Consider the following 24,848-nt stretch of genomic DNA (forward strand, 5'->3'; position numbering starts at 1 on the left):
ATTAGAAAAATTTGTAGTAAATTCCTTATTTAAATGGGGTTTAGTATTATATGTTGTAAAACTTAGTATGATATTTTTAAATTTATTTTTTAATTTGCGATGTGATAATATACGAAAGACTTGGTTGTTATTAATTAATTATTTTTTATTTTTACGTTTATATTCTGATAATGCCGCAGTACATCTGGTGTATGCCTCTCCTGCATAAAAGTCTGCTAAATCTAAATATGTATCCTCATCAATGTCTTTGCTTCTAGGTAATAATTTTACTGTTACTCGTCCTCCGCTAAAAAAAGAAATATCGCTAAAGTATTGATTATTTATGCGTCTTATGTAATCTTCCACTTCTCTTCCTGCCCCTACACTATATGCGTCACTTAAACATTTCCCCAATCCTTTATTAACGGCATTTTATGCTTGTCTGTAGCTAGCTTCAAGAGTTGCTTGTGTTGGAGTGCCTCTGAATTGATTGCCAAATCCAATAGATGAAATAGTTAGAAACATTGAAACTATAACTAATGGTTTAAACTTTTTAAACATGATAGGCTCCCTCTTTCTATACTAAGTTTTACTGTTTATCATCCTTTTCTAATAGTATTGTACTACGAAATTTGCCAAAGTCAATGTAAAAAGAATTTATATATTTTGATTTACAATGCATCTTTATATTTTTTTATTTTAATTACATTGTATTTTTGAAATATGTATGTTAATATGAATTATGAAAATTGTTGTTGGAAGTGAGTTGGAGAAATAATAAAAAGTTGTACTAAAGAAAATTGAAGAGAAAGAGCATATTTCTGTACTTAAAAATATAGAAATTGAAAGTGAAAGAAGGACTGGTAAATGTGAAAGATGAAAATAATGTGGAAATATTTGATATTGAGATTATTAATAATGGAAAAATAGAAAAAAATAAACTATTTTTATCAGAAATTGAAGATGAAATTAATTTAAAAATAGAAATTGAAAGAACAATATATTTTTCAAAAAGTGATAATATTTTTGATTCTGTTCTGGAATTGCGAAAAAAATTAGAATTAAAAAACATTTATTTACTTTGTAATGCTTCGGTTATTAATGTTTATCCTTCTGGAATGCAAAAAGAATTTGGAGGGACAAAGGCGTATAAATTACAAATGGGAAAACAAGCTACTTTATCTGATGTAGTAGATATTTTTGATTACGATAGTGAATTAAAAATTGGCAGTGTTAAGGAACAAGAAGAATTTTATGAAAGTTGGATAGAAAATTTGAGAAAATAAAATGAAAAAAATTATTGTATTATTATTAATTATATTAGTTATATTTCTTTATTTTAATAATTCAAGAGAAGTAAAAAAAGAAGGGTTTTACTCGGTTTCATTTTTTTATTCTGACAATAAAGAAAAGATTTTTGAAGTTGAAGATATTGAAATTGATTATTTTAAAAATATTATTATAAAGTTAAAAAAAATATACAATAAAATGGAATTGAAAAAAATAATAGTGTATTATAAAAATAAAAAAATTGGTGAAATTATTGTAAATGAAAGATTGGGAATTGATAGTTTAAAAGATGCCAAATATATTGATGTTGATAAAAAAGAATTTATTTATTCAATAAATAAGGAAATAACTGACATTTTAGGTTCAAAAAACGAAAAATATAAAATTACCACATCAATCTATATGGAAAAAGGATTTGATTTAGAGTTTGTAATAGAAAATGAAGGTAAAATAGCTACAATTAAAAAAGAAATTTCAGTTGCTTATAATGAGTAATAATTAACAGTTTTTATTAATGGTTGTTATTACTAAGGGAAAGGAATGAATAACAAATAGCAAAACTTTTAAACTAAATATTCTGTTGCACGAATGACGGCTGAAGAAAGTAAAATTGGTAATTATGAATTTATAAAGGAGAACAAATAATGAAAATATCAGCAAAATATGAAAATGAATTAAAAAAATTATTTGAATTAAGCAAAAAAACTTATATTGTAAATTTTCAACTGAGAAATGAGGAATTAATTTCAAATTTTTCTGATGTTACAGATGAAGAAAAAATAAATATAATAAAAGAGGGAATAAAAATAGCATGCCAAAGAAAAAATTCAACTGAAATAGAGAATTTGATGCTTTCAATTAGTTTTTTTGGATTATATGGTAAATCTGAATTTATTGAAGATTATATTAAATTAGCAAAAGAAGAATTTCATGAAGAACATGAAACTATAGCATCATATTTTCAAAGACTACATTTACCCCAAACAATAGACTGTATATACGAACTAGCAATTTCAAATTTTGAAAAATATCAATGGGATGATAATTTTGCATTAGTAAGAAAATGCTGTTTCGCTTTAGGTGATATAAATACTCCTAAGTCGAAAGAAAAATTGGAATTATTATTACAAAGTGATGAAGAAATGATAAGAGAACATGCAATGGAGCAGTTGAAGAGATGTGATTTCACAAATAAAGATGTTGAATGAAAGGAATAATTATGAAAAAAGAAGAGGAAATAATAAAAAATGGAAAAAAATAGTCTTGAAAAACTGAAAAATTTAATGTTGAAAAAATATAGAAAAGAAATAAGTTTTCGACAGTTACAAAAAGAGTTTTTAAAAAATGATAATGAAAGAATAGAATATATAAAAACAGAGTTGGAGAAAGCATATAATGAAAAAAATGGAAAAAGTATAAACACTTTGATTTTAGCAATATATATGTTTGAATTACATAGTGAAAAAGTTGCTGACATTTTATGCAAATTAACAAAAGAAGAATGGCATGGAAAACACGAAGACATAGTGTTTTATCTCCAGCAACTAGAATTACCTTCTACAATAGACTGTATATACGAACTAGCAATTTCAAATTTTGAAAAATACCGTTGGGATGATAATTTTGCATTAGTGAGAAAATGCTGTTTTGCTTTGGGAGATATTAATACTCCTAAGGCGAAAGAAAAATTGGAACTATTGTTGCAAAATGATGAAGAAATGATAAGAAAACATGCAATGGAGCAATTAAACAGATGTGATTTTACAAATAAGGATTTTGAGTGAGAAGACTGAAGATGTTAAAAAAATGATTTCTTTTAAAGAAAAGGCGAATAAAGTAACTAGAGAAAATGCAATAGATATACAATTAGGACAAGAAGGAGGGAAAGGATTAGAAATATTTAATCAGAATTTGAAAAAGTATGAATTTATAAAGGAGAATAAATAAAATGGAAGCAAAAAATAATAAACTTTTAAATATAATGATTGAGTTAATGAAAAGTAAAAATAAAAATGAGATAAAAAATAAATTCAATATTAGCGATAAAGAAAAAGTAAAAATTATTAAAAAAGGACTAGAAGAGGCTTATGATGAAAAAGATGAAGATAAGCTTTATTATGTATGTTCAGCAATATGGGAATTTAATTTATATACTGAAGAATGGATAGATATTTTATGCAAATTATCAAAAGAAAATTGGCATAACGAACATGAGGATTTTGCAAGTTATTTTCAAGAAATGAGGTTACCAAGAACAATAGACTGCATATATGAATTAGCAATTTCAAATTTTGAAAAATACCGTTGGGATGATAATTTTGCATTAGTGAGAAAATGCTGTTTTGCTTTGGGAGATATTAATACTCCTAAGGCGAAAGAAAAATTGGAATTATTATTACAAAGTGAAGAAGAGACTATAAGAGAACATGCAATGGAACAGCTGAACAGATGTGACTTTACAAATAAGGATGTTGAATGAAAGGATTAATTATGAAAAAAGAAGAGGAAAGAAATATTTATGCTGTATTTGATGATAAAACAATAAGAGTTTATCAGGCGTATAACAATGAAATAGCAGATGAGGCTTTAAAATTAGGAAAGTTTGGAAGTAAATTCAGCCTTACAAGAATGACCTGGATAAAGCCATCATTTTTATGGATGATGTACCGAAGCGGCTGGGCTACTAAACAAGGACAGGAAAGAATACTTGCAATTGACCTGAAAAGAGAAGGATTTGATGAAATAGTGAAAAATTCTGTACTTTCATCTTTTAGAGAAGTTTCTGATTTATCTAAGGAAGAATGGAAAGAAAAACTGGAAAATTCAGAAGTAAGATGTCAGTGGGATCCGGACAGGGATATTTACGGCAATCCAATAGGAAGAAGAGCGATACAGTTAGGTATAAAGGGAGAAATGGTAAAAAAATATATAAATGAATGGATTGTAAATATAACGGATATAACAGATAAAGTTATTGAGATGAGAAATAGCATTCAAAATGGAACTTTTTCAGAAATTATGCTTCCTGAAGAAAAAAAATATATTTAAAATTTGTAGCAAAAGGTAACAGCACCTGTTAAAAATAGTTAAATGATGAGAATGAAAACAATTGAAAACAATTGAAAATTCTATTTTTTATGCTGTAATATTTTTTCAAAATATGGTATGATATAGGCAATGAAAATTGTAAAAATAAAAGGAGGAAATTGAAAAGAATAAAATAATGGAGATAAATAATAATGAAATGACAAATATAAATACAGTTGAGAAAATTGATATTTTGGGGATGGATTTAGATAGTTTGCAGGAGAAATTTGTTGAAATTGGTCTTAAAAAGTTTAATGCGAGTCAAGTTTTTGACTGGCTGCATAATAAATTGGTATTTGATTTTGATGAGTTTTCTAATATTTCCAAAAAAGACAGAGAGATTTTGAAAGAGAGATTTTATGTGGCAAAGCTTGAATTTAAGACGCATCAAGTTTCAGAAGATGGGGATACTGAGAAATTTTTGTTTGAACTGAAGGATAGAAGGCTGATTGAAAGTGTGCTTATTTCTCATAAAAATCGGCATACGCTTTGTGTTTCTTCGCAAATTGGATGCCTTATTGGATGTGATTTTTGTGCAACAGCGACAATGACTTATGAAAGAAACTTGTCAATTTCTGAGATTTTACTGCAATACTATTATGTTCAGAAACATTTGCTGCAACGTGGAGAAAAACTTGGAAATGTAGTTTATATGGGAATGGGAGAGCCTTTTTTAAATTATGATGCTGTTCTTGGTTCAATTAATATGTTAAATTCTCCAAAAGGGCAAAATTTTTCAAAAAGGAATTTTACAATTTCTACAAGCGGAATTGTGAATGGAATAAAAAGATTTACAGAAAATGAGAATCAGATAAATTTGGCAATTTCGCTACATTCGGTAAAGGATGATGTGAGAAGCGAGATTATGCCAATAAATAAAAGATGGGGAGTAAAACAATTAAAAGAATCTCTTCTGGAGTATCAGAAACAAACTAAAAATCGTATTACATTTGAATATATCTTGATTGATGATTTGAACTGTGAGCCTGAAGATGCGAGGGAATTAGCTGGATTCTTAAATTCATTTTCGTGTCTGGTAAATTTGATTCCTTATAATCCTGTTGGTGGAAAGCCATATAAAACACCATCAAAACAAAAACAAAGGGAATTTTATAAATTATTGAAAGATAAAAATGTTAATGTAACGTTGCGGGAAACTAAAGGGCAGGACATTGCAGCGGCCTGTGGACAGTTGAAGGCAAAAAAACAAATGGATTCTGTACATAATATTTAAAAAATTTATTTTAAGTAAATGTTGAAACAGTTACGAAAAGAGGTAGTAATGAAAAAGAATAAGAAAAAAGAGAAAGTGACAAAACCTAGAAAAAAATTTAGTTTATTTTCATTTTTTTTCAAAGTTTTTGTATTTTTGTTTGTAATCGGAGTTGGAGCTGGAGCTTTTTTGGTTTATACAGTAAGCAAGGAAACACCTGTTGATTTAATTGATGGGTATGCACCTGTATCGCCTTCGGTAATCTATGACATCAACGGAAATCAGATAGATACGATAATGGTTCAAAATAGAGCACCAATTGGAATCGGAGAAATTCCTTTGCATGTTCAAAATGCGTTTTTGGCAATTGAAGATAGAAAGTTTAGGACTCACCATGGATTTGACTTTATAAGAACAGCAAGAGCGGCGTTTTTGACAATTACAGGAAGACGGCGTGAAGGTGGAAGTACACTTACTCAGCAGCTTGCAAAAAATGCTTTTTTATCGCCAGAACAAACAATGACAAGAAAGATTAAAGAAGCAATTCTAGCAATAGAAATCGAGAGAAAATATACAAAAGATGAAATTCTGGAAAATTACTTGAATACAATTTATTTTGGGCAAGGAGCTTACGGAATAAAAAATGCGGCAATAAAATATTTTAATAAAGAGCCAAAAAAATTATCCATTGCACAAGCGGCAATTTTAGCGAGTCTTCCTAAATCACCAACAAAATATTCAAAAATAGAAAATGCACTGGAAAGACAGAAAATTGTACTTCATCAGATGAGAAACTTTGGGTTTATAACAGAGGAAGAATATGATGAAGCTGTTAAAGAAAAAATTACATTTGTAAATGGAAATATTAAAAGCCGTAATGAAGAAGAACAGATTTCAACTTCAAATGTGGCACCTGAATTTACAACAGTTGTATTAAGCGAAGTAAGAAAAATATTGAAAATACCTGAAGAAGATCAAAAATTCCTATTTGATGGTTATAAAATTTATGCAACAGTTGATTTGGATTTACAAAGGGCAGCTTATTCAGCGTTTAATAACAATTATAACTTGAAGAGCCGTGCAAGTTTGAATGGTGCATTATTTTCAATTGATCCAAGTAATGGATTTGTAAAAGCGATGGTTGGAGGAAAAAATTATAAAAAAGGTAATTTTAACCGTGCAATAAGTGCATTAAGACAGCCAGGATCATCTTACAAGCCAGTTGTTTATCTTGCGGCATTGCAAAAAAATATGGCGATGAACAGTGTTATGGAAGATTCCCCAGTAAAAATTGGAAACTGGAGTCCAAAGAATTATGATGGAGTTTTTAGAGACAGTATGACACTTGCTAAAGCGTTGGAAATTTCAAATAATATAATACCAGTAAAATTATTACAGCACGTTGGAATTAATGCTGCTGAAAAAGTGTGGCGAGATGCAGGAATTGTAGGAGGAGATTTTCCTAAAAACTATACATTGGCACTTGGTTCAATTTCTACAAGACCAATAGATATGGCAATGTTCTACGCAGCACTTGCAAACGGAGGTTATCAAGTGGAACCTCAGTATATCTACAAAATCGAAAATAAATATGGTGAAGTTGTTTATGAAGCAAAACCAAAAATGAAAAAAGTTTACGATTCAAAAGATGTAGCAATTTTGACTTATATGCTTGAAAATGCTGTAAATTATGGAACTGGGCAATCTGCAAAAGTATTTAAGGATGGACAGCTTATTCCGATGGCTGGAAAAACAGGAACAACTTCTGATTATGTTTCAGCGTGGTTTACAGGTTATACTCCAACTCTTGCTACTGTAGTATATGTTGGAAACGATGATAACAAGTCAATGGGAGCAGGAATGACTGGAGGAGCTGCGGCTGCACCAATTTGGAAAACTTATATGCAGACGGTAGTTGACTTGCCAAATTACAATGTTGGAGTTTTTGAATTTATAGATGATTATATTACAAGAAAAGATTTGACAACAAGAGATATTGATTTACAAATTGGATTACTTGACAGAGATGGAGTGAACAAGCGGACAGCATTGTTTAAGGCTGGAACAGAGCCGATTGAGTCAGAAGGTAAGTTTAGGAATGGGATTTTTTTCTAAAATTTTGTTATAAAAATTTAATATTTGAGACTATAAAAGATAGAGAATTAAAAATTAGTTCTCTATTTTTTTGTAAATATAATTGACAATTTTCATTATATATTGTACAATAAATTGAACAAAGGTTTAAAAGGAGTGAGAAATATGATAGCTACAAATTATTCTAATATTAGAAATAATTTTAAAAAGTATTGTGATAAGGCAACAAGAGATTATGAAACAATAATTGCAACTAGAAAAAATGATGAAAATGTGGTATTAATGAGTGAAGAAGAATACAATAATCTTATGGAAAATTTATATATTATGTCTAATAAAGATTATTATAATGAATTATTGAAAAGTAAAAAGCAAGCAGAAATGCAAGCTCAAGATAAAAAAGTTATAAAAAAAATAAATGAAATTATAAAAGATATTCAGAGAAACGGAAATGAAGGAATAGGTAAAGCAGAGGCTTTAAAGCATGAATTAAGTGGGTATTGGAGCAGAAGAATAACTGATAAGCACAGATTTATTTATAAATTGACTGAAAATGAAGTTATAATAATAGCTTGTGCTAATCATTACAAATAACTTTTTAAATTATTTTATGTAAAAGTAATAAAAAATATGATTTCAAATACAGATTAATGTATAAGAGATCATATTTTTTGTTTATGAAAATTTTTTTATTTGATTATTAATTTACGACATAAATAACAATTTAACTATAAATAATGCTCCTAGAATAACCATTACCCATGAAACATGCCTTTTGTCCTCTTTTTTCGAGAATAAATTGTAAAATAGATTTATTAATACATAAGATAGAATTCCTAATGTTAATCCATCTCCGATACTATAAGTCAAAGCCATTGTTGTAATTGTAATGAAAGATGGAACACCTTCTAGAATATCGTGCAAGTCTATATTTTTAACTGAACTCAGCATTAGGTAACCGACGTAAATTAGGGCTGGAGCTGTTGCACATCCTGGTATTGAGATGAATATTGGTGAGAAAAACATTGATATTAGGAACAGGAAGCCTGTTGTAATAGCTGTCCACCCTGTTCTTCCGCCAGCGATAACTCCTGTTGAACTTTCTACATAAGTTGTAACTGTTGAAACTCCAAGTGCAGCACCAGCTGTAGTTGCAAGTGCATCTGCCATTAAAGCCCGTCCTACGTTTGGAACATTTCCATTTTCATCCAGCATATCAGCTTTTGAGCATACACCGACTAATGTTCCGACAGTATCAAAAAAGTCTACAAATAAGAATGTGCAAACTATAACAAATAAATTTCCAAATGTTTTAAAATCTGTAAATAGCTTAAAGTCTAATTTTCCCATAACAGGCATCATTGATTCATATTTAAAGACACCAGATGGCAAATAAATCCCTAATTCTTTTGCATGTGCAGGATTTATAAGAGCATATCCCCAAGCTAGAAGAGAACTTAAAACAATTCCATAAAGAATTGAGCCACGTACATTCTTTTTATCCAGAATTGCTATTAAAAATAATCCGATAAATGAAATAATAACGGCTGGAGAAAAATGCCCCATGCTAACTTTGGTAGATTCATTTAAAACAATCAGTCCACTTCCTGAAAAGCCGACAAATTCAATAAATACTCCAATTCCACCGGTAACGGCGTGTTTCATATTTTCTGGAATGGAATTTACTACGGCTTCACGCACTTTAAAGAGTGTTAGGAAGATAAAGATAATTCCCTCACAAAATACGGCAGTCAGAGCAGTTTGCCAGCTGATACCGCCTTTTAATACAACTGTAAATGCGAAAAATGCGTTTAATCCCATACCTGAGGCGAGGGCAAAAGGCAGGTTTGCAATAAGGCCCATAAGAAAACAGCCAAGTGCAGCGGAAAAGCAAGTAGCTGTAACTAATGCACCTGCATCCATCCCTGTTTTTGACAAAATATTTGGATTTACAGCAATTATGTACGCCATTGTAAGAAATGTTGTAATCCCTGCCATAATTTCCTTTTTCATATTGACATTTTCATTTGCTAGAAGCGGGAAAAGTCGTTTAAGTCCGCCTGTTTGTTGAACATTAGTGATGCCCATTTTGATTAATCAACTCCATTTCTATGTATTATTTATGTTGTTACAAATATTATTCGTCTTCATTCGATTTATTTTTAGCTTTTTCATCTTCTGTTTTATCTTTGTCAAAAGTCATAACAACTTTTTCAATTTTTTTATTTCTGACTCGCTGTGGCTTGAATACAACACCATTAATTGTAATTGGCTCAATATTTTCATTGTCTTCGGGAATATATCCTAAATTTTCAATTAAAATTCCACTTAAAGTGTCATAATATTTTGATTCAAGTTCAAAGTTAAAGTTATCATTCAAGTCATTTAGCGAAACTTCTCCACTAATTAAATATTTATTTCGTGACAACTGACGGATTGACAAGTCTTCATCATCAAATTCATCGGCAATATTTCCCATGACTTCCTCAATCAAGTCTTCAAGGGTAACAATTCCCGAAAAACCTCCATATTCATCAATCAGTATAGTAATGTGCTTTTTCTCTAGCTGCATTTCATTAAAAAGTTCATTTACATTTTTTGTTTCAGGAACAAAATACGCCTCTTGCAGCAAATCAGCAACTTTTATGTTATCAAACCCTTTTTTGTAGGCTTCCATCATCAAGTCCTTGGTTAACAATACTCCGACAATATTGTCAGCTTCATTTTCATAAACTGGAATACGTGAATATTTTCCAATTTCCTTATTTTCAAAAAGTTCATGAATTGAGATATTTTTATCAATCAAAAATACTTTTGTCCTCGGAATCATTATTTCTCTTGCAATTTTTTCATCAAATTCAATAATATTTTCAATCATTTCCTGTTCAGTTTCATTGATAACACCGTGTTCCTTACCGACTTCCACAAGCGAACGCAGTTCCTCCTTAGAAACCTTTTCTTCGATATTGTCTTCTTTCATTTTCAAGATTGTAAGCACCAAATTTGTAGAAAATGTCAAAAATTTTACAAATGGAGAAAATAACTTTGAAATAAATACAATAACTCCAATTGACGATAAAGCAATCTTTTCTGAGTTTCTAAGTGCAATTCTCTTTGGAATCAGTTCCCCAAAAACAAGAGTGATGTATGATAACAAAAAAGTTATTAAAATCATCGAAATTTGATTACTGTATGGAATATTCAAAGGTCGCAATGCACTCGACAAATATTGCGATAAACCAGTCGCCGCCGATGCTGACGCAAAAAAACCTGCCAAAGTAATCCCAACCTGAATAGTAGACAGGAATTTGCTAGGTTCCTGCAGCAAATTATCAAGTAAAATTGCCTTTTTATTTCCATCTTCAATTAATATTTTTAATTTGTTTTTATTTAACGAAACAATCGCCATTTCCGCACTGGAAAAGAAAGCGTTGATTCCCGTTAAAATTATTATTATTACAATCTGTAATAATAAACTGCCCTCAGACATTTTATTTTTCCTCCTAAATTTTTTTAAGTAATTAGCATATTATATCATATTTTTAAAAAATTTAAAAATTGATTTTAAAATTATGGCAGAGTAAAAAATATAGGGGCAGTCATTAAATACCACAACAAATCTTTTTTGACTGCTTTTTTTAAAATATTTTACTTTGTGATATTTCTTTCAAAACTTCCCTAATCGGACATTCTCCTCCTCTCAAATATGGCATATTTGTGCTTTTTCCTGTTTCATTAACAATTTCTGGCAAGCATTCCATCTCTATTACCTTTTCTAGTGAACCCATTCTTTTGCTGCTAAAGTACAATTCATACGCCTTTTCCCTGTCTTTTCCATAGTTTGCAAAGAAAGTGTGGTATAACGCTCTTGCCTTTATCTTTCTTCTTGAAAATGCTTTTGGCCTGCTTGATAGAAATCTTGAGCATTCGTGGGACACAAGGGCTTCCGTCCTTGAGCCTATGTAGTCCTCCTCCGTATATATTCTTCTTATCTTCTCATACTGGTTAAACAGCATCTTCGTCTGGTCTTTTCTTCTATGGCTTACATTCTTTTTTTCCTTGAAATTCTCATAAAAATTTTTAAGTTCTGCAAAGTTATCTTTCTCAAGCCACCTGTAAAGATTTTTTGATATTTCCTTGTCCCTTTAGAAATTTCAGCTATGGCTTTTACTAAATGGAACTTGTCATAGATGTGTATTGGCTTGTAAATTCCAAGTTCTCTTACAAAGCTGTCTATCCATATTCCCCCATCAGAGTTCACAATTAGTTTCTTTTTGTCCATATTGTATCTTTTTTCAAGATAGTTAAGTACATACTCCGACACTTCCTCAAGCGATACGGATGTAGGAAACATTATTGTGTGCTTGTCAATGAGTTTGTTCCTGTCTGTGCAGATTTCCTCAATTCCACGATGTATTACAACCATCCTCATATATGTATTTTTACTTCTTCTACACTTCATATGGTCTTCATCAATCTCCATATATACTGGCGAATTGTTGTCTCTTTCAAATCTTTCAATATCAAGTTTTGGCATTTGAAAAGAATTGACAAGATTATACACGGTAGCCCTTGAAACACCGTAAGTTTTTGCAAGAAATGAAGCTGTAGTATGCTGATATTCAAAAAGTATAGTAAAAATCATCTCCTCAGAAAGCCGTCTATACCGCTTAAGTCCAATTTTCTCATCAATGTAATAGTGAATGCCTGTTTTCTTGTCTACATATTTTCGACGTTCAAAAGTTACATCCCCGAAGGCAGTGGTAACAGTTCTTTTAACAAATCCTTTGCTTTTAAACTTATTTTTTCTTTCGTTAGAATGAAAGAAGTAATCATCAACTCTTTTGACATAAACTCTAAACAGCGTTTCAAAGGCCTTCGAGACAAACAGCTTAAACTGCTGCTCAAACGGAAGTCTGAAAGAAAAAATATTTTTAAAAAAAGTCTTTACAAGTGAAGAAAAATTTGATATTCTAATCATAGAGGGAACCACCTTTCGATAGGATTTAGGGATTATATTGTAACTGGTTTCCTCTTTTTTGTTAATTTGAAATTTAATTAAATTTATTTGCCCCTATATTTTTTACTCTGCCATATTTCTTCCAAAAATTTAATAGAAAATAAAATTATGCCTGATACTAAATCCTATTTAAATAATGAAATTATTACAAACTTTTCTAATGAAAGGTATAAATCTAATATTTTTAAATAATTAAAATATAATTTTCATTTTTCAAACAGATTTCAGTATAAATAGCCTGTCGGAGCATTTTTCTGTGCTGGCAAAACTGTCTGAGCATAGCGAGTTTTTTGTCAGTGCAGAAAAATGTCGTAGACTAGCCATAGGTTGTAGGATTTGCGGCAATGAGCAATCCTACGAAAATAAAAAAGAAAAAACATAATAATATGAAAAAAATATTTATTAATCAAAATATCTAAAAAATAATTTAATTGAATGATTATAAATTAGCTATTATTAAATAATAGAAAATTACAAAATTTCTTCAAAAACATACTTCTGAACTTTCATTCCCAATCTTTCATAAAATCTGACAGCTCCAGCATTATCCGCCCAAGCATCCAATGTTAAATTGTAACAGCCTTCTTTTTTTGCAAAATCCAAAGCAAAATCGTATAATTTCTTTCCGATATTCTGCCCACGAGTGCTTTCATCAACACAAAGATCATCAATAAATAATGTCTTTATATCAGTTAGAATATTATGATTTGTTTGTTGCTCAAAAATACAGAAAATATATCCGATTACGTTATCATTTTCATCAGTTGCTACGAATATTGGCTTACTTGAGTCGTTTAACATTTCTGTTAATTCTTTTGCTGTATATTTTTTCCCAGTTGCCTTGAAAATGTCTGGACGACCTTCGTGATGAACTAATAAAATTTGTTCCAGTAAATTTTCTATTTTTGGAATATCTTTTTCTTGTGCTAGTCTAATCTCTTTCATTGTAATAATTTTTCCTTTCATTTGTATTTTTTTAATATTATTTCCTATTTAAATAGTGAATGTTTAATAAATTTTGAATTATATAGTCTTATCAAGGAATTAAAACTTCTTGTTCTTAAAATAGTTTCTATTTTCTGAATAGGGTTTAATAATGAAAACTCCATCAGTTTATTAAAATTTAAAAATTTAGATATAATTTTTATAATTATTTAAACAAAAAAAGACAGACAGGAGTACATTCCCTTGTATGGGAAGCCCCTGCCCTTCTGTATATATTTCATAGCTTTTAAACCTTTGTCATCCATCTTATCTTTTCCATGTCACATATATCTAGTAGACCCTGTTTCCATTGTCATCTACACAGTAATAATATCCACTAGAAGTCTTATAACATGTTCGACCTTCTTCTCTTCTTTCCTGTTCCGCTTCTTTCCATAGGGCTATATCTTCTGCTGTGCATCCCATAACTGCCACGGTCAGTATAATCATGAGTAAAATTTTCTTAAACATTGCATATCATCTCCTTCTGTTTTAAATATCAATATCAAATATTTATTCCATTTTATGTATTAATTACTTGTGTTCTTTTTATATTTTAATTATACAATATTTCAAGTTAAAATGCAATTTTTTTATATTTCTTCCAAAAATTTAATAGAAAATAAAATTATATCTAATACTAAATTCTATTTAAATAACGAAATTATTACAAATTTTTCTAAATCTAATATTTTCAAGTAATTTAAGATATAATTTTTATCTTTTAAACAGAGTCTGCCATAAACTAATCTGTCGGAGCATTTTTCTGTGCTGGCAAAACTGTCTGAGCATAGCGAGTTTTTTGTCAGTGCAGAAAAATGTCGTAGACTAGCCATAGGTTGTAGGATTTGCGGCAATGAGCAATCCTACGAAAATAAAAAAGAAAAAGTTGAATGATTATTAAACCTATTATAAAAATTTATTCTCATTTTTAAATGAGTGTAATATTATAAAGTTTCTAAAAATTTCTTTCCATTTTCAATTTGCATTTCAACATTTTTTATGGAAGTTCCACCAAATGAATTTCGCTTGTTTACGCAGTTTTCAATTGTGATTTCTGAAAGAATGTCATCTTTGAAAACGTCAGAAAATTTATGAAATTCTTCTAGTTTCATGTCGTCAATTGCGATTTTCTTATTTTCGCAGTAGGATACGATTTCTCCAACGATTTTATGTGCCTGTCTGAATGGAACGTTGTGTTTTGCAAGATAATCAGCTACATCTGTTGCGTTTAGAAATCCTGCTCGCATTGAAGCATAGATTTTTTCATTATTTACTGTTATTGTGTCAAGCATTAGGTAGAAAATTTCGATGGATAATTTGATGTTGTCAATAGAGTCAAAAATTCCTTCCTTATCCTCCTGCATATCCTTATTATAAGCTAGCGGAAGTGCCTTCATTGTTGTTAAAATGCCCATAAGATTTCCGTAGATTCTGCCTGTTTTTCCTCTTACAAGTTCAGCAATGTCGGGATTTTTTTTCTGTGGCATAATTGAAGAGCCAGTTGCAAAAGCATCATCTAGATTTATAAATGAAAATTCGGATGTGCACCAGATAATAATTTCTTCTGAAAATCTTGACAAGTGCATTGAAATTACTGAAATAATCATTGCAAGCTCAATTATAAAATCTCTATCGCTTACAGAATCAAGGCTATTTTCAGTAGGCTTTGAAAATCCAAGCTCTTCTGCCACAAAATGTCTATCAAGATTAAATGTAGTTCCAGCCAATGCCCCTGCTCCAAGTGGCATTTCATCACTTCTTTTGAGAAAGTCCTCAATCCTTGAAATATCCCTTTTAAACATTTGAAAATAAGCCATCAAGTGATGAGAGAATAAAATTGGTTGAGCTCTCTGTAAATGAGTATATCCAGGAATAATAACATTTTTATATTTTTCAGCAAGCCCTAGCAGTATATTTTCCATTTTTACAAGTAAATTTGAGATTTCACGGGCTTCTTTTCGTACATACATTCGCACGTCAAGAGCCACCTGATCGTTTCGGCTTCTGGCAGTATGCAATTTCCCAGCCATAGGCCCAATAATCTGTGTCAGCCTTTTCTCAATCGACATATGAATATCTTCATCTTCAATTCTAAACTCAAATTCTCCCTTTTCAATTTCCTCCTTTATCTGAAGCAACCCATTTTCAATATCTTTTTGTTCATTTTCCGCAATAATCCCTTGCTTAGCAAGCATTCTGCTGTGTGCAATACTTCCAGCAATATCCTCTTCATACATTCTTTTATCAAACGTAATTGATGCATTAAATTTTTCTAACAATTTATTAGTTTCCTTATGAAATCGCCCTTCCCACATTTTTTTCATATTTCTCAGTCCTTTCTAAAAACATAATTTATTTGTATATTATATCAAATAAAACCTTATTTTTAAATAGTTTAGAAGTATAAATTAAAATTATGTATAAAAAAATTTTGGATAAAAAAACACAGTCAAAATAACTGTGATTTTATGAATTTTAAATACCTAACTCTTGTTTTAAAGCCTTTTGAAGAGTATTTGAAAAATTTATATTATTTCTTTTTGCCATTTCGTTTAGCCAACTTGGAATTGATACATTTTTTCTTACGATTTGATTTTTGCTTTCTTTCACATATTTTTGCATATCTAAACTTACATATGATTTAAAACTTTGATTTGGAATATAAAATTCTTTTTCATCATTTCCAATCTTTATTTCAAGATCGTCTATATTGCTGGCTTTAGGAAGTTCATTATTATTTATAAAATCATCATATAAATAAGTCCCTATATAATCTTGAGCCATTTCCATTGCTTCCTCCAATGTTTCTCCTTGAGTTGCACCATTGTCAAAATCTGGAAAAACAACTATAAAGCCACCTTCGGTGGCTTTGTGGAATATTGCTGGATATACTAGCATTTCGTTACCTCCTGTTTTTTCTTTTTTACAAACAAGGCTATTTTTTAAGCCCTGCTTGCGTTAAAATTGTATGTTCCATACCTTTTTTCAATTCTTTAGAATGATATGGAACTAAGGTTGTTCTGCCTGTACTTTGATTGAAAAATTTTCTATGAGAACCTTTACCGCCATTAATTTCAACAAAACCATTTCTCAATAAAAATTTAATCATTTACTTTGGTTTCATTGGCATAGTATCACCTCAAATTGGTTATACATAATATTGTGTAAAAAATCAATACTAAATTTTTAATAATCACTAATTTATATTATCGGACGTTTATGATTAATTATATATTATAAAAACAAGCAATATTTATAATTAAATTTTATAATAATTTATTCCAAAAAATTTTCTTCAAAAAATTAACAAACAAAATTTGATAAGAATATTGAAATTATGATATAATAGTTATAAGAAAATAAAATTTTAAATAAAAAAATGGAGGAAAGAAATAAAATGAGTAAATATTTTGAAACTGTGGATTTTTGGGTTGAGAATTTATTGGATTCAACAGAAAGCTATACAATTGAAAGCAATGAAAAAGGGAAATTTGTAGATATAACGATTAATGTAATAAAAGATGATATGGGGAAAGTAATCGGGAAAAACGGAAGAATAATCACAGCACTTAGGGTTCTTATGTCTTCACTTGCAAAAAAAGATAGAAAAAGTGTAAAAATTGAAGTTAAGGAAATGTAATGAAAAAGAAAAGCTTTAAACTAAGAGTTTACTATTATGATACTGATAAAATGGGAGTTGTATACCATTCAAATTATCTGAAATGGATGGAAATGGCACGAACTGAATATTTTAGGGATGTTTTTCCATATAAGAATATGGAAGATATGGGATTTATTTTGCCAGTAAAGACGCTGAATATCGAATATATTAATTCTGCAAAATACGATGAAGAAATTGAAGTTTCTGTGAAAATTGAAGAAATAAACAATATTAAAATCAGATTTTCTTATGAGATGCACAATTCAGATGGAGTTTTAAAGGCAAAGGCTGAAACTGTAAATGTTTTCGTGGATGAAAATGGAAAATTAAAAAGAATTTCAAATGAATTGATGGAAAAACTTATTAAATAGTTATTTGTAATATTTATAGTAAAATTTCTTTAAAATCGAACTCAAAAGCTAGGGCTATTTTACTAAAACTCTAAATTTATATAATTTTAGCAGTTCAGGTTCAAATGGTTCAAGTATATATTGCTATTAAAATAATTTTGTGAAATAAAATTAAAATTATGAAATAAATTTATTATAAATCGTAAAAAGAAAAGAGGTATTAAAAATGAAAATAGCAATTGGCAATGATCATGCAGGAGTAGAATTTAAAAATAAAATTATGAAGGAACTTAGAAGTAAGGGGTATGAAGTTGTGAATGTGGGGACTGATACGTTGGATTCGGCTGATTATCCTGATATTGCTAAGGAAGTTAGTAAAAAAGTTTTGGATGAGGAAGTTAACTTTGGAATTTTGATTTGTGGGACTGGAATTGGAATTTCTATTGCTGCAAATAAAATAAAAGGAATTCGTGCGGCTCTTTGCCACAACGAGTATACAGCAAAACTTTCAAGGCTTCACAATAACGCAAATATAATAGCATTAGGAGCTAGAGTTTTAGGAGAAGATTTGGGATTAGCATGTGTTGAAGCATTTGTAAATACAGAGTTTGAAGGTGGAAGACACGCTAAAAGAGTTGGAAAAATAGAATTATAATTTAGAAAATATCTTAAAAAATTCTAATTAAAATTTTATTGCTAAATATTTGTTAGACTTTTTTGGAAATTATTAAGTTTTAACAAAATAAATATTATTATAAAATAAGGGGTTTTGACCCCTTTTCAAAATTTAAAAAATAAAATAAGGAAGTGATTGTTATGTCAACAATTTTTAAAAAGATAATAGATAAGGAAATACCAGCGAATATTGTATATGAAGATGAGGAGTTTCTAGCTTTTCATGATATAAATCCAGCGGCGAAAGTCCATGTACTTGTAATTCCAAAAAAGGAAATTAAAAATTTGGATGCGGCAACTGAGGAAGATACTTTACTGCTTGGTAAATTGCAGCTGACTGTGGCAAAAGTGGCTAGAATTCTGGAATTGGATAAGGATGGGTATAGAGTTATAACTAACATTGGTGACAATGGCGGACAGGAAGTTTATCATATTCATTATCACATTTTAGGTGGAGAAAAATTACCAGTTACATTGAAATAGAAACAGTCAAATTTTCTAAAATTATGGAGGAAGTGCATGAAAAGCAGACTTTCTAAAATTGTGATATTCGTTTTTCTCGTGGCAAATCTAGGAATGGCTGAATATATAAAAAAAGATAATGCTGTTTACTATAAGGATGAAATATGGCAGGCTGATGAGAATAAGGTAAATGATGCCGATTTTAAGACATTTGTAGAGCTGAATAAGATTTATGGGAAAGATAATAAAAATGTTTTTTATAGAGACGAAAAACTAGAAAATGCAGATTTTAAAACATTTCAGGCAGTTGGGGAAAATATTGGAAGAGATAAAGATAACTTTTATTGGTATAACCAGAAAGTAAAAATAAATCCAAAAGATTTTAAATTTTATAAAAATAAGGATAAAATAGTATATTTTAGAAATAATGGGAAAATATATGATTTAGAAGGATTAGATGAACTTAATGGAATTGAAGATGTAGATACTTTTGAAGTACTGGATGATGAATATTCAAAAGATAAACATAATATTTATTATGATGGTGTAACTTTGTCTGATGTGGATATGGATACTTTTCAGATAATAATGCCAAATTACTACGCTAAAGATAAAAATAGCGTATATGCAGGACATAAAAAAATTAAAGGGGCAAATCCAAAAACAATAAAAGTTTTGAATATTGTATATATAAAAGACGATAAAACTGTTTTTTCGGATTTTTCTTTTAGTAATACACTTAAAAATGCAGATGTTAAGTCTTTTGAAGCATTAGGACAACACTACGGAAAAGATAAAAACAATGTATATTTAATGGGAGAAAAAATAAAAAAAGCCGATGTAAAAACTTTCCAGGTAATTTCAGAAGAATTTTTTAAGCACTATTCAAAAGATAAGAATAATGTTTATTTGGAAACATACATTATAGAAGGAGCAGATCCGAAAACTTTTGAAATTATAAAAGAAGAGCCGTCTTATTCAAAGGATAGAAAGTACTTGTATTATTCTGGGAAAAAAATTGATGAAATTAAAGATAACTTAAAAATTATGAGTGCTGGAGTGCTTGATATTATAAAAAATGGAAACAGAATTTATGCTAATGGAAATAGTCTTGATATAGAAAATCCAGAAAATTTTAAAATAATAAAAAATGATTATTACAGTAATCCAAATATAATTTATGGAAAAAACAATAAAAATATATACGTAATTATAGGAAATGGACAAAAAATTCGTAGTAAAGTAATAAAAGATGCGGACATAAACTCTTTTGAAATAATGGAAATTGGTGCATATTCACGAGATAAAAATAATATTTATTTTACGTATTCTGATGTTGTGCAAATGAAAGATGTAGATAAAGACAGTTTTACTGTCGGAGAACATGGCTTTTCGTATGATAAAAACAGTGTTTATTTTTATGGGAAAAAGATAGATGGAATAAGCCCAAAAGGATTTAAAATTGTTGATTTAGCTGTTAATTTTTGGGAGCCTGTAACATTTGCACTATTGACAGACAGTAAAAATTTATATAAACTTATTTATGAATTTGATCCTGAAACGTATAAATTGAAAAATATAAAATTGGTTACTGTAACAAATGTAAAAGTAGATGCTCCGAGTTTTGAGATTGTTAAAGAAGACACGGGAAGTTATTATAGGGATAATGACAGCGTTTTTTATTATGATATGAATAAAAATGAACTAAGAAAAGTCGAAGGTAGTAATAGCAAAAGCTTTGTTGAAATGGATAATTTTTTTGCAAAGGATAATAAAAATGTCTATTATCTTGGGAAGCAAATTAGGAATATCAGCTCAGAAGGGTTTAAATTTGTTGGTCCAGATATTGCAAAAAATAAAAATGGTGTATATTTTTTGAAAGATGAAACTGGAGAAGGAGATTATGAGATAGTACCTTTAAATTTTGACAGTGCTTCATTTGATATAGCGAATAAGGATACAAGTAATTATTTTAAAGATAAAAATGGGATTTATTATCTTGATTACGGTAAACTGTTAAATTCAGAATTAAAGAATGTGCAGAATGCCTTCATTAAACTCGAAGGGGCAGATATTCCAACATTTAAAGCATTTGGATATGGGTATTCCAAAGATAAGAATAGAGTTTATTGTGAATATAAAGAATTTAAAGGGGTGGATGTACCAAGCTTTACTGTCGTGCGGGAAGATGAGGGAGTTGTAGTTAAGGATAAAAATAGGACTTATGAAAATAATTGTGAGTGACAAGTAAAAATTATTTTGCTTTATATTTCAGTAAAACTGCTTTGAAAAAAAATTTAGAAATCATAATTATTCTACTAAAATTTTTTTTAATTATTTAGTTCAATTTTGAAGTATTTTAAATATTTTTTATTTTTATTAAATGAATTATTAAAAAAAGGAGGAATTTTTATGAAAATTAAATTTTTTAAAGTTGTATTAGGGATATTTATTTTAGCTAATTTAGGAATGGCAGAATATGTGAAAAAGAATAACGAAATTTATTATAAATATGATAGAGAAGATGATTCAGGATTTAAAGTTGAAAATGTGGATTTGAATACCTTTAAAATATTGAATGATAAATATGCGAAAGATGATAAAAACGTTTATTTTTTAGGAAATAAATCTTTTGAAGATGTGGACAGTAAAACTTTTGAAGTGTTACCAGACTATTATTCAAAAGATAAAAATAATGTTTACAGTCCAATTAACGAATGGATTCAGAAAATAAACGGGGCAAATCCAAAAACAATAAAAGTTTTGAGTCAATATTATTCAAAAGATGATAAAAATGTATTTTATAATTCAGATAAAATTTTAAATGCAGATGTAAATTCGTTTGTAGTTCTGGACAAAGAAAATGGTTATGCAAAGGACAAAAATTTAGTGTATTATTTTGGGAAAAAAATAGAAGGTGCGAATTCAAAAACATTTAAAATAATATCGGATGGAATGTATTCAAAGGATGATAAGAATGTCTATGTTGCAGGAGAAATTGTAAAAGGTGCAGACCCTAAAACTTTTAAAAGAATTTCTGAAACAAATTATGCCAGAGATAAAAATAATCTGTATTACTATTATGGTGAAGATAAAATTCTTGGAAAAATAAATGAAAATAATTTTAAAATTTTAGACAGCAAGTTAATTAAAAATGGAAATGAAATGTATTATTCGGGAGAAAAAGCTAATATAAAAAATCCTGAAAAATTTGAACCAATAAAAGTTTCAGATGATAAACACATTCTTTATGGAAAAGATGATGAAAATATATATGTAGTAACATCAGATGAAAAGCATGGATATTTCAAGGCAATAAAAAATGCTGACAAGGATACTTTTGAAGTAATGGAAAAGGATACTAGATATTCAAAAGATAAAAATAACATTTATTATGCAGGACATAATGTTGTACAGCTACAGGATGTAGATAAAGATAGTTTTGTTATTGGAGAAGAAAATGGTTTTTCATATGATAAGAAAAATGTTTATTATGCAGGAAGAAAATTAAATGATATAAAACCATCTGAATTTAAGGTAACAAGGGTTGATAATAATTCAAATCAATCAATTATTTTTTTAAAGGATGATAAAAATATATACAAACTTATTGAAATATTTGATAAAGAAACTGGAGAACTAAAGAGTGTAAAAACGGCTGTTGTAAAAAATCCTAAAGTAGATTCGAAAACTTTTGAAACATTTGAGTATTGGCCTGTTTATTTCCGTGATAAAAATAATGTGTATTATGAAAATGAATTATACAAAATGAGCTTGAAAAAAATAGAAGGTGCAGATAGAAATAGTTTTGAGATTTTGAATAGTGAATTTTCAAAAGATAAAAACAATGTTTATTATTATGGAAATAAAATTAAAGGTATAAGTCCAGATGGATTTGAATTTATTGGAAACGAATTTGTATTTAAAAATCATGAAGATTTTATTTCTTTCTTAAAAGATAAAAATAACGTTTATTATTTGAAAGGGAAAATAGGAAAGGAAAAATATGAAATAATACCTTTAAACTTTGACAGCAAGTCCTTTAAATATTCTAATAAAGGTTTTTATGAATTAACTAATTTAAATTATACTGGTTATTTTCAAGATAAAAATGGAGTTTATTATTTTAATGGATTAGCTAAATTAACTCCAAATAATATTTTATCTAAAGTTGAAAATGCTGATATTTCATCATTTGTACAATATATGGCAGGTTATGCAAAAGATAAAAATAAAGTATATTGTGGAACTAAGGAAGTTAAAGGTGCAGATGTTGAAAGTTTTGCAGCATTTACTATAGATGGTGAAGATATAATAAAAGATAAAAATAAAATTTATAAATACACAGACAGTTGTGAACAATAATTAAACATAAATATTTTAAATTATACAGAAATCCCTCTAAAATTGAGCTTTATGAATTGAATAGATTGGGATTTTTGTACCTTTAAATAAGTAGAAAGCGGAAAATATAAAATGAGAGATGTAATAGCAAGCCCAGATAACAAATTTTATAAATTGTTAAAAAAGCTGGATAAAAAGAAGTATCGTGATGAAAATAGTATTTTTAAGGCTGAAGGCGAAAAGTTTTTAAATGAGAATATCAATTTTAATAAAATTATTGTAAAGGAATCGAAATTTGAATATTTTGATGAAAAATATGAAATTTCTAGACATGATAACTTGACAATTTTGAAGGATAATCTGTTTGATGAAGTTTCAACTCAGGAAAATAGTCAGGGAATAATATTCCTGTATTCTAAAAATTTAAATACAATTGAGGATATACAGGGTGATGTTGTAATTCTGGATGATATTCAGGATCCGGGAAATGCCGGGACTATCATTAGAACAATGATTGCAGCAAACTTTCAGAATTTAATTCTGACAAAGGGTTCAGTAGATGTTTATAATCCAAAGACAGTACGTGCTACAATGAGCGGGATATTCAAGTTAAACATAATTTATGAAACACCTGAAAAAATTGTGGAATTTTTGAATAATAAAAATTATTTGAAAATAGCAACTGCTTTATATGAAGATTCGATTTCTTATGAAAAAATAGAATTGCGAGAAAATAATGCGTTTATTTTTGGACACGAAGGTGGCGGAGTGTCTGAATATCTGATAGAAAATTCTGATATAAAAGCGATTATTCCAATTTATGGGAATATAGAATCATTGAATGTGAGTGTGGCGACAGGGATTTTTCTTTATAAGATGAGGGAGAAATTGGAGAGTTTGTAGAATGGAGAAGTTTATGTTTGATAATACAGAAAAATTGACAAAAAATAAAAAATATACTCAAGCTGAATTATTTAAAATGGTTTTAGAAAATGAAGATTTGAGAGAAAAAACAGAAGCATTATTTGCATTGGACTTTAAAGAACTGGCATCGGTAAAAGATGAATATCCAGATTATGAATTTAATCTTGATGGAAAAGCTTTTGCAGAAGATGGTGGAGCTGGGGTTTATATTTTGCTGGAAGATGGCAGTATTGGATTTGTTTGTTTTGATTTTCCGCTTGAGTGTGGAAGAATTGCTGAAAATTTGGTAGAATGGTGTGAATTGCTTTTAAATTGTGCTAATTTTTGGTGGAATTATGCGAATAGGGAATATTTGGAAAATTTTGAACTGCTAGAAAAGGAAGTAGAAAAAGCTGAACCAGAAGGGCGAGAAAATTTTGAAGATGCTTATGGGGATGATATGCAGCCATATTTTGAATTGCAGAAGGAATTATCAGAAAAGCTGGATATAAAAATATACGACAATATTGCAAAAGATGTTTTACAGAGATTTTTTAAAACAGCAGAAAGAGAAACTAAGTTTACAACAAAATATGTTCCAGATAATGAAATTGCAAAAGACTTAATAAAGAATTAGGAAGATAATCTATAAGAGTTAAATAGATTTAGAGGAAAATATAATGTGGAAAAATATTTAGAATTAAAAGAATAATAAGGCAAAATCTGTTTGGATTATCAATTTTGAGAAACTGTGAAAGATGAAGGTAATGAATTGGTTACAAC

Annotated in this window: 27 protein-coding genes and 2 pseudogenes; 20 read left to right on the forward strand and 9 right to left on the reverse strand. The window is 28.8% G+C overall.

From position 1 onward, the window contains the following. Positions 1 to 138: 138 nt before the first annotated feature. Positions 139 to 345, reverse strand: a complete 207-nt coding sequence (locus ACZ5B9_RS06115; RefSeq protein WP_464423797.1) for a hypothetical protein — start codon at positions 343 to 345, stop codon at positions 139 to 141. Between the two features lie 482 nt (positions 346 to 827). Between ACZ5B9_RS06115 and ACZ5B9_RS06120 the strand changes: the two genes are divergently transcribed. From ACZ5B9_RS06120 to ACZ5B9_RS06170, 11 genes and pseudogenes are all read left to right on the forward strand, one after another. After that, entirely contained in the window at positions 828 to 1,265 is a 438-nt protein-coding gene (locus tag ACZ5B9_RS06120; RefSeq protein WP_464423798.1) for a hypothetical protein, read from the forward strand. 1 nt (position 1,266) lies between these two features. Beyond that, the gene (locus ACZ5B9_RS06125) at positions 1,267 to 1,764 is read left to right on the forward strand and encodes a hypothetical protein (RefSeq protein WP_464423799.1); all 498 of its coding nucleotides are present in this window, start codon (positions 1,267 to 1,269) and stop codon (positions 1,762 to 1,764) included. A gap of 149 nt (positions 1,765 to 1,913) precedes the next feature. Then, positions 1,914 to 2,477: a HEAT repeat domain-containing protein gene (locus ACZ5B9_RS06130; RefSeq protein WP_464423800.1), complete on the forward strand. Its 564-nt coding sequence runs from the start codon at positions 1,914 to 1,916 to the stop codon at positions 2,475 to 2,477. Between the two features lie 39 nt (positions 2,478 to 2,516). Then, positions 2,517 to 3,053, forward strand: a complete 537-nt coding sequence (locus tag ACZ5B9_RS06135; RefSeq protein WP_464423801.1) for a HEAT repeat domain-containing protein — start codon at positions 2,517 to 2,519, stop codon at positions 3,051 to 3,053. 22 nt (positions 3,054 to 3,075) lie between these two features. Next, on the forward strand, positions 3,076 to 3,216 hold the full coding sequence (locus ACZ5B9_RS06140; RefSeq protein WP_464423802.1) for a hypothetical protein: 141 nt from the start codon (positions 3,076 to 3,078) through the stop codon (positions 3,214 to 3,216). A 1-nt stretch (position 3,217) separates the two neighbouring features. Beyond that, positions 3,218 to 3,748 carry a HEAT repeat domain-containing protein gene (locus tag ACZ5B9_RS06145; protein WP_464423803.1) on the forward strand — a complete coding sequence of 177 codons (531 nt, stop codon included), beginning with the start codon at positions 3,218 to 3,220 and terminating at the stop codon, positions 3,746 to 3,748. After that, positions 3,745 to 4,317, forward strand: a complete 573-nt coding sequence (locus ACZ5B9_RS06150) for a DUF4291 domain-containing protein (RefSeq protein ID WP_464423805.1) — start codon at positions 3,745 to 3,747, stop codon at positions 4,315 to 4,317. The genes ACZ5B9_RS06145 and ACZ5B9_RS06150 overlap by 4 nt, the downstream gene beginning before the upstream one ends. A gap of 175 nt (positions 4,318 to 4,492) precedes the next feature. Then, positions 4,493 to 5,590 (forward strand): dual-specificity RNA methyltransferase RlmN, encoded by a 1,098-nt coding sequence (rlmN, locus tag ACZ5B9_RS06155; protein WP_464423807.1) that lies wholly within the window; start codon positions 4,493 to 4,495, stop codon positions 5,588 to 5,590. 48 nt (positions 5,591 to 5,638) lie between these two features. Continuing rightward, on the forward strand, positions 5,639 to 7,684 hold the full coding sequence (locus ACZ5B9_RS06160; protein WP_464423809.1) for a transglycosylase domain-containing protein: 2,046 nt from the start codon (positions 5,639 to 5,641) through the stop codon (positions 7,682 to 7,684). Between the two features lie 144 nt (positions 7,685 to 7,828). Then, positions 7,829 to 8,044 (forward strand): annotated as a pseudogene (locus tag ACZ5B9_RS06165) (type II toxin-antitoxin system Phd/YefM family antitoxin); the annotation flags it as partial. Beyond that, complete coding sequence (locus ACZ5B9_RS06170) at positions 8,045 to 8,257, forward strand: Txe/YoeB family addiction module toxin (RefSeq protein ID WP_218975124.1); 213 nt, start codon at positions 8,045 to 8,047, stop codon at positions 8,255 to 8,257. Between the two features lie 111 nt (positions 8,258 to 8,368). On the opposite strand, the gene ACZ5B9_RS06175 is transcribed toward ACZ5B9_RS06170, so the two are convergent. The 5 genes and pseudogenes from ACZ5B9_RS06175 to ACZ5B9_RS06195 all read right to left on the reverse strand — a co-directional run bounded on the left by ACZ5B9_RS06175 (position 8,369) and on the right by ACZ5B9_RS06195 (position 14,117). Continuing rightward, the gene (locus ACZ5B9_RS06175; RefSeq protein ID WP_464423811.1) at positions 8,369 to 9,751 is read right to left on the reverse strand and encodes an NCS2 family permease; all 1,383 of its coding nucleotides are present in this window, start codon (positions 9,749 to 9,751) and stop codon (positions 8,369 to 8,371) included. Positions 9,752 to 9,800: 49 nt separating this feature from the next. Further along, positions 9,801 to 11,153 (reverse strand): hemolysin family protein, encoded by a 1,353-nt coding sequence (locus ACZ5B9_RS06180; protein ID WP_464423813.1) that lies wholly within the window; start codon positions 11,151 to 11,153, stop codon positions 9,801 to 9,803. Positions 11,154 to 11,301: 148 nt separating this feature from the next. Beyond that, a pseudogene (locus tag ACZ5B9_RS06185) lies at positions 11,302 to 12,644 on the reverse strand (ISLre2 family transposase). Between the two features lie 510 nt (positions 12,645 to 13,154). Further along, positions 13,155 to 13,628, reverse strand: a complete 474-nt coding sequence (locus tag ACZ5B9_RS06190) for a GNAT family N-acetyltransferase (RefSeq protein ID WP_464423815.1) — start codon at positions 13,626 to 13,628, stop codon at positions 13,155 to 13,157. Between the two features lie 330 nt (positions 13,629 to 13,958). After that, on the reverse strand, positions 13,959 to 14,117 hold the full coding sequence (locus ACZ5B9_RS06195; protein ID WP_464423817.1) for a hypothetical protein: 159 nt from the start codon (positions 14,115 to 14,117) through the stop codon (positions 13,959 to 13,961). A gap of 318 nt (positions 14,118 to 14,435) precedes the next feature. On the opposite strand from ACZ5B9_RS06195, the gene ACZ5B9_RS06200 reads away from it, so the two are divergent. Continuing rightward, a complete protein-coding gene (locus tag ACZ5B9_RS06200) occupies positions 14,436 to 14,564 on the forward strand; it encodes a hypothetical protein (RefSeq protein ID WP_464423819.1) in 129 nt (42 codons plus the stop codon). Between the two features lie 50 nt (positions 14,565 to 14,614). Here ACZ5B9_RS06200 and argH read toward each other — a convergent pair whose 3' ends face one another. The 3 genes from argH to ACZ5B9_RS06215 all read right to left on the reverse strand — a co-directional run bounded on the left by argH (position 14,615) and on the right by ACZ5B9_RS06215 (position 16,779). Then, the gene (argH, locus tag ACZ5B9_RS06205; protein WP_464423821.1) at positions 14,615 to 15,994 is read right to left on the reverse strand and encodes an argininosuccinate lyase; all 1,380 of its coding nucleotides are present in this window, start codon (positions 15,992 to 15,994) and stop codon (positions 14,615 to 14,617) included. 151 nt (positions 15,995 to 16,145) lie between these two features. Then, positions 16,146 to 16,568 (reverse strand): type II toxin-antitoxin system HicB family antitoxin, encoded by a 423-nt coding sequence (locus ACZ5B9_RS06210; protein ID WP_464423823.1) that lies wholly within the window; start codon positions 16,566 to 16,568, stop codon positions 16,146 to 16,148. A gap of 37 nt (positions 16,569 to 16,605) precedes the next feature. Then, a complete protein-coding gene (locus ACZ5B9_RS06215; RefSeq protein WP_464423825.1) occupies positions 16,606 to 16,779 on the reverse strand; it encodes a type II toxin-antitoxin system HicA family toxin in 174 nt (57 codons plus the stop codon). A gap of 288 nt (positions 16,780 to 17,067) precedes the next feature. Here ACZ5B9_RS06215 and ACZ5B9_RS06220 point away from each other — a divergent pair, with 288 nt between their 5' ends. The 8 genes from ACZ5B9_RS06220 (at position 17,068) to ACZ5B9_RS06255 (ending at position 24,702) form a co-directional block, all read left to right on the forward strand. Next, positions 17,068 to 17,310 (forward strand): KH domain-containing protein, encoded by a 243-nt coding sequence (locus ACZ5B9_RS06220; protein ID WP_036069730.1) that lies wholly within the window; start codon positions 17,068 to 17,070, stop codon positions 17,308 to 17,310. Beyond that, the gene (locus ACZ5B9_RS06225; RefSeq protein ID WP_464423828.1) at positions 17,310 to 17,702 is read left to right on the forward strand and encodes an acyl-CoA thioesterase; all 393 of its coding nucleotides are present in this window, start codon (positions 17,310 to 17,312) and stop codon (positions 17,700 to 17,702) included. Before ACZ5B9_RS06220 ends, ACZ5B9_RS06225 begins: the two co-directional genes overlap by 1 nt. 205 nt (positions 17,703 to 17,907) lie before the next feature. Then, positions 17,908 to 18,336: a ribose 5-phosphate isomerase B gene (gene rpiB / locus ACZ5B9_RS06230; RefSeq protein ID WP_464423830.1), complete on the forward strand. Its 429-nt coding sequence runs from the start codon at positions 17,908 to 17,910 to the stop codon at positions 18,334 to 18,336. Positions 18,337 to 18,497: 161 nt separating this feature from the next. Beyond that, positions 18,498 to 18,839, forward strand: a complete 342-nt coding sequence (locus tag ACZ5B9_RS06235) for a histidine triad nucleotide-binding protein (protein WP_464423832.1) — start codon at positions 18,498 to 18,500, stop codon at positions 18,837 to 18,839. Positions 18,840 to 18,875: 36 nt separating this feature from the next. Next, the gene (locus ACZ5B9_RS06240; RefSeq protein ID WP_464423834.1) at positions 18,876 to 21,062 is read left to right on the forward strand and encodes a DKNYY domain-containing protein; all 2,187 of its coding nucleotides are present in this window, start codon (positions 18,876 to 18,878) and stop codon (positions 21,060 to 21,062) included. Positions 21,063 to 21,230: 168 nt separating this feature from the next. After that, positions 21,231 to 23,183 carry a DKNYY domain-containing protein gene (locus ACZ5B9_RS06245; protein ID WP_464423836.1) on the forward strand — a complete coding sequence of 651 codons (1,953 nt, stop codon included), beginning with the start codon at positions 21,231 to 21,233 and terminating at the stop codon, positions 23,181 to 23,183. Between the two features lie 111 nt (positions 23,184 to 23,294). Then, the gene (locus ACZ5B9_RS06250; RefSeq protein ID WP_464423838.1) at positions 23,295 to 24,065 is read left to right on the forward strand and encodes a TrmH family RNA methyltransferase; all 771 of its coding nucleotides are present in this window, start codon (positions 23,295 to 23,297) and stop codon (positions 24,063 to 24,065) included. Position 24,066: 1 nt separating this feature from the next. Further along, on the forward strand, positions 24,067 to 24,702 hold the full coding sequence (locus tag ACZ5B9_RS06255) for a hypothetical protein (protein WP_464423840.1): 636 nt from the start codon (positions 24,067 to 24,069) through the stop codon (positions 24,700 to 24,702). The last annotated feature ends 146 nt before the right edge of the window (positions 24,703 to 24,848 follow it).

Source organism: Leptotrichia sp. SK-5 (assembly GCF_055387215.1).

What these genes read in the sequence shown, in the direction of transcription:
- ACZ5B9_RS06245 (WP_464423836.1), top strand. Translation starts at nt 21,231, where the DNA reads ATGAAAATTAAATTTTTTAAAGTTGTATTAGGGATATTTATTTTAGCT.
- ACZ5B9_RS06125 (WP_464423799.1), top strand. Translation starts at nt 1,267, where the DNA reads ATGAAAAAAATTATTGTATTATTATTAATTATATTAGTTATATTTCTT.
- argH (WP_464423821.1), bottom strand. Translation starts at nt 15,994, where the DNA reads ATGAAAAAAATGTGGGAAGGGCGATTTCATAAGGAAACTAATAAATTG.
- ACZ5B9_RS06145 (WP_464423803.1), top strand. Translation starts at nt 3,218, where the DNA reads ATGGAAGCAAAAAATAATAAACTTTTAAATATAATGATTGAGTTAATG.
- ACZ5B9_RS06240 (WP_464423834.1), top strand. Translation starts at nt 18,876, where the DNA reads ATGAAAAGCAGACTTTCTAAAATTGTGATATTCGTTTTTCTCGTGGCA.
- ACZ5B9_RS06170 (WP_218975124.1), top strand. Translation starts at nt 8,045, where the DNA reads ATGCAAGCTCAAGATAAAAAAGTTATAAAAAAAATAAATGAAATTATA.
- rlmN (WP_464423807.1), top strand. Translation starts at nt 4,493, where the DNA reads ATGGAGATAAATAATAATGAAATGACAAATATAAATACAGTTGAGAAA.
- ACZ5B9_RS06210 (WP_464423823.1), bottom strand. Translation starts at nt 16,568, where the DNA reads ATGCTAGTATATCCAGCAATATTCCACAAAGCCACCGAAGGTGGCTTT.
- ACZ5B9_RS06255 (WP_464423840.1), top strand. Translation starts at nt 24,067, where the DNA reads ATGGAGAAGTTTATGTTTGATAATACAGAAAAATTGACAAAAAATAAA.
- ACZ5B9_RS06195 (WP_464423817.1), bottom strand. Translation starts at nt 14,117, where the DNA reads ATGATTATACTGACCGTGGCAGTTATGGGATGCACAGCAGAAGATATA.
- ACZ5B9_RS06135 (WP_464423801.1), top strand. Translation starts at nt 2,517, where the DNA reads ATGGAAAAAAATAGTCTTGAAAAACTGAAAAATTTAATGTTGAAAAAA.
- ACZ5B9_RS06160 (WP_464423809.1), top strand. Translation starts at nt 5,639, where the DNA reads ATGAAAAAGAATAAGAAAAAAGAGAAAGTGACAAAACCTAGAAAAAAA.
- ACZ5B9_RS06220 (WP_036069730.1), top strand. Translation starts at nt 17,068, where the DNA reads ATGAGTAAATATTTTGAAACTGTGGATTTTTGGGTTGAGAATTTATTG.
- ACZ5B9_RS06190 (WP_464423815.1), bottom strand. Translation starts at nt 13,628, where the DNA reads ATGAAAGAGATTAGACTAGCACAAGAAAAAGATATTCCAAAAATAGAA.
- ACZ5B9_RS06140 (WP_464423802.1), top strand. Translation starts at nt 3,076, where the DNA reads ATGATTTCTTTTAAAGAAAAGGCGAATAAAGTAACTAGAGAAAATGCA.
- ACZ5B9_RS06215 (WP_464423825.1), bottom strand. Translation starts at nt 16,779, where the DNA reads ATGATTAAATTTTTATTGAGAAATGGTTTTGTTGAAATTAATGGCGGT.
- ACZ5B9_RS06130 (WP_464423800.1), top strand. Translation starts at nt 1,914, where the DNA reads ATGAAAATATCAGCAAAATATGAAAATGAATTAAAAAAATTATTTGAA.
- ACZ5B9_RS06235 (WP_464423832.1), top strand. Translation starts at nt 18,498, where the DNA reads ATGTCAACAATTTTTAAAAAGATAATAGATAAGGAAATACCAGCGAAT.
- rpiB (WP_464423830.1), top strand. Translation starts at nt 17,908, where the DNA reads ATGAAAATAGCAATTGGCAATGATCATGCAGGAGTAGAATTTAAAAAT.
- ACZ5B9_RS06250 (WP_464423838.1), top strand. Translation starts at nt 23,295, where the DNA reads ATGAGAGATGTAATAGCAAGCCCAGATAACAAATTTTATAAATTGTTA.
- ACZ5B9_RS06175 (WP_464423811.1), bottom strand. Translation starts at nt 9,751, where the DNA reads ATGGGCATCACTAATGTTCAACAAACAGGCGGACTTAAACGACTTTTC.
- ACZ5B9_RS06150 (WP_464423805.1), top strand. Translation starts at nt 3,745, where the DNA reads ATGAAAGGATTAATTATGAAAAAAGAAGAGGAAAGAAATATTTATGCT.
- ACZ5B9_RS06225 (WP_464423828.1), top strand. Translation starts at nt 17,310, where the DNA reads ATGAAAAAGAAAAGCTTTAAACTAAGAGTTTACTATTATGATACTGAT.
- ACZ5B9_RS06180 (WP_464423813.1), bottom strand. Translation starts at nt 11,153, where the DNA reads ATGTCTGAGGGCAGTTTATTATTACAGATTGTAATAATAATAATTTTA.